The 2,986-nt window shown below is 52.6% G+C and carries 2 protein-coding genes; one reads left to right on the plus strand and one right to left on the minus strand.

Translation table 11 applies throughout. From position 1 onward, the window contains the following. The first annotated feature begins 62 nt into the window (after positions 1-62). On the plus strand, positions 63-1,997 hold the full coding sequence (locus X965_RS18445; RefSeq protein ID WP_036419695.1) for a methyl-accepting chemotaxis protein: 1,935 nt from the start codon (positions 63-65) through the stop codon (positions 1,995-1,997). A gap of 53 nt (positions 1,998-2,050) precedes the next feature. Here the strand turns inward: X965_RS18445 and yghU are convergent, their stop codons facing one another. Next, entirely contained in the window at positions 2,051-2,893 is an 843-nt protein-coding gene (yghU, locus tag X965_RS18450; RefSeq protein WP_036419697.1) for a glutathione-dependent disulfide-bond oxidoreductase, read from the minus strand. Between the last annotated feature and the right edge of the window lie 93 nt (positions 2,894-2,986).

The raw sequence follows: 2,986 nt of genomic DNA on the forward strand, positions 1-2,986 counted from the left end.
TAAAGATATAGGTCACACCGCCGATAACTCAAATATACCCTTATTTGTTTCGGGAGTTTTGTATGTCCTGGTATCCGTCCCGCATTTCAACCCGCCTGACTATCGGGGGCATCCTGCTCCTGGCCGTCACTACTGCCATTATCATTGTTGTTATGCTGTGGCGGGGTCAGCCCCGCGTTGTGGAAATTAATACTGCATTAATTGAAGAAACCGGACGCGGCCTGACATCCCGGGTCAGCACGATTTTATCTCAGACAGACGGAAAAACCGTCAGCTTGGCGCGCCTGGCGGAAGTGCTGCCCAATGATGAGGCGCTGTACCGCTATATCCCGCCCAATCTGATTGAAAGCAACAGCCTGATCACCGGCGGCGGGATCTGGCCGGAGCCGGGGGCATTCACCCCGGGAATTGAGAAACGCAGCTTTTTCTGGGCACGGAATCCGGCCGGGCAACTGGTTTTTTCTGATGAGTACAATACAGAGGGTGCCGGTAATTATCACAATGAAAGCTGGTACCGGAATGCCCGTGAGCAATCCACGGAGAGCTGCTTGTGGTCTGATGTTTACCGTGATGCCGTTTCCGGTGTGAATATGGTGACCTGCAGTGTGCCGTACAAAACCGACGGAAAATTTGCCGGTGTCGCGACAACGGATATCCGTCTGGATAATATCGCCGCTATTATGCAGCAATACGGCAACAGCACCGGAGGCTATGCCTTTGTGACAGATCGGCAGGGGCAGCTGATCTATTTTCCGGGTGATGACAGTAAACAATTCAAAACATTTGATGAGCTGGCCGCACAATCAGCCTGGCTGGCACCGGTGGCAGCAAGCCTGAAGCAACCCCATTCTGAGCAATCCGCTATCGACAGTATCCGCATTGATAATGACGGGCAACTGAATACCGCTTCACAAGTGATGCTGTTCCCGATGGCCGATACCGGATGGGTCATCGGCCTTGTCACACCGGAAAGCCGGATCACCGGGCTGGCAAAAGTGATGATGCAGGATGTGCTGGAAGCCCTGCTGCCGATCATGGCACTGCTGTTGCTGGGCTCCTGGCTGGTTGTCCGCCGTCTGATCACCCGCCTCGATGAAACCCGTAAGGCCCTCGATAATATAGCTCACGGGGAAGGCGACCTGACCCGGCGGATGGAAGTTCGCGGTGCCGATGAAATCTCCGCTATCTCACAGGCATTTAATCTGTTTGCCGATAAAATATCATCCATGTTGCTCACGGTACGCAGCAGCAGCTCTGTTGTGGCTGGAAATACCGTTAATCTTGCTGATAATAATAACGAATTATCCGCACGGGTCACACAGCAGGCCGCTGCGCTGGAGCAGAGTGCTTCCGCGATGGAAGAACTGAACGTAACGGTACGTCAGAACAGTGAGAATACCCATCAGGCCGATGAACTGGCGGAAACCACTGCACAAACAGCGAGCCGCTGCGGAGATATGATGCGTGATGTGATTTCGACAATGAACAGCGTTAGTACATCATCCGGACGAATGGTTGAAATCGTGTCAGTGATCGACAGTATTGCATTCCAGACCAATATTCTGGCACTGAATGCCGCCGTCGAGGCCGCGCGTGCCGGTGATTCCGGGCGAGGCTTTGCAGTGGTGGCGACTGAAGTCAGATCACTGGCTCAGCGCAGTGCACAGGCAGCACAGGAGATTAAGGCGCTGATTGATGAGTCTGTGCAGAATGTCAAAACCGGCAGTAATCAGGTGCATGAAGCCGGAGAAACGCTGGCAGATCTGGTGATGGATGTGTTGCAGGTAAGACAGCTGATGAGTGATATCCGCGTTGCCGGTGAGGAGCAGAGCAAAGGGCTGGCCGAGGTTACGATGGCTGTCTCAGAGATGGATACCACGGTACAGCAGAATGCCACATTAATTGATGATGCTGCTTCACGGACGCAAATCCTGCGAAGAGAAGCCGAACAGCTTTCGCAGATGGTATCGGCCTTTAAATTACCGGAACCGCGTTAATAATGCAGATACGTTTCCCGGCAGAAAACGCTCTGCCGGGAACACGTGAAATATCAGTCCAGATCTGACGCATTATGACGTTCGCGGATAAACCGGTCTGACGGCTCTCCGCCGCTGCGGTTAACCCGGCGTCCGCGCTGAACAGCCGGACGTGCCGCTATCTGCTTCGCCCAGCGGATCACATGCGGATATTCACTGACAGACAGGAATGTCGCCGCATTATACAGCGTACCCAGCACTAACCCACCGTACCATGGCCATGCAGCCATATCAGCAATAGTGTAATTATCGCCGGCAATAAATTCATGCTGACTGAGCTGACGGTTCAGGACATCCAGCTGGCGTTTGGTTTCCATCGCGTAGCGGTTAATCGGATATTCATATTTTTCCGGTGCATACGCATAGAAATGGCCAAACCCGCCGCCGACAAATGGTGCAGATCCCATCTGCCAGAACAGCCATGACAGTGTTTCAGCCCGTTCAGGTTGTGTTTCCGGCAGGAACAAAGAGAATTTTTCTGCCAGATAGGTCAGGATTGCGCCGGATTCGAAGATCCGTACCGGCTCTGCGCCACTTCTGTCGACCAATGCCGGGATTTTTGAGTTCGGGTTAATATCCACAAACCCGGAACCAAACTGGTCACCTTCGCCGATATCAATCAGCCAGGCATCATATTCCGCATCACGGATCCCCGCAGCCAGCAGTTCTTCAAGCATGATAGTGACTTTCTGACCGTTAGGTGTTCCCAGCGAGTAAAGCTGCAATGGGTGTTTACCCACAGACAGGGCTTTTTCATGTGTCGCCCCGGCAACAGGACGGTTGGTATTGGCAAATTTTCCGCCGTTTTTCTGTTTCCATTCCCACACCTGAGGCGGGACATAGGTTGGATCAGCCATAACGATGCTCCTTTGTATTTTCTGCCGGATTGAAGTGATCAGTTATCCAATCTACCTTTCGGTGAATAAAATACAAACGGAATTTTCTTTTCG

Source organism: Morganella sp. EGD-HP17 (genome assembly GCF_000512315.2).
GTDB lineage: Bacteria > Pseudomonadota > Gammaproteobacteria > Enterobacterales > Enterobacteriaceae > Morganella > Morganella morganii.

What these genes read in the sequence shown, in the direction of transcription:
- X965_RS18445 (WP_036419695.1), top strand. Translation starts at nt 63, where the DNA reads ATGTCCTGGTATCCGTCCCGCATTTCAACCCGCCTGACTATCGGGGGC.
- yghU (WP_036419697.1), bottom strand. Translation starts at nt 2,893, where the DNA reads ATGGCTGATCCAACCTATGTCCCGCCTCAGGTGTGGGAATGGAAACAG.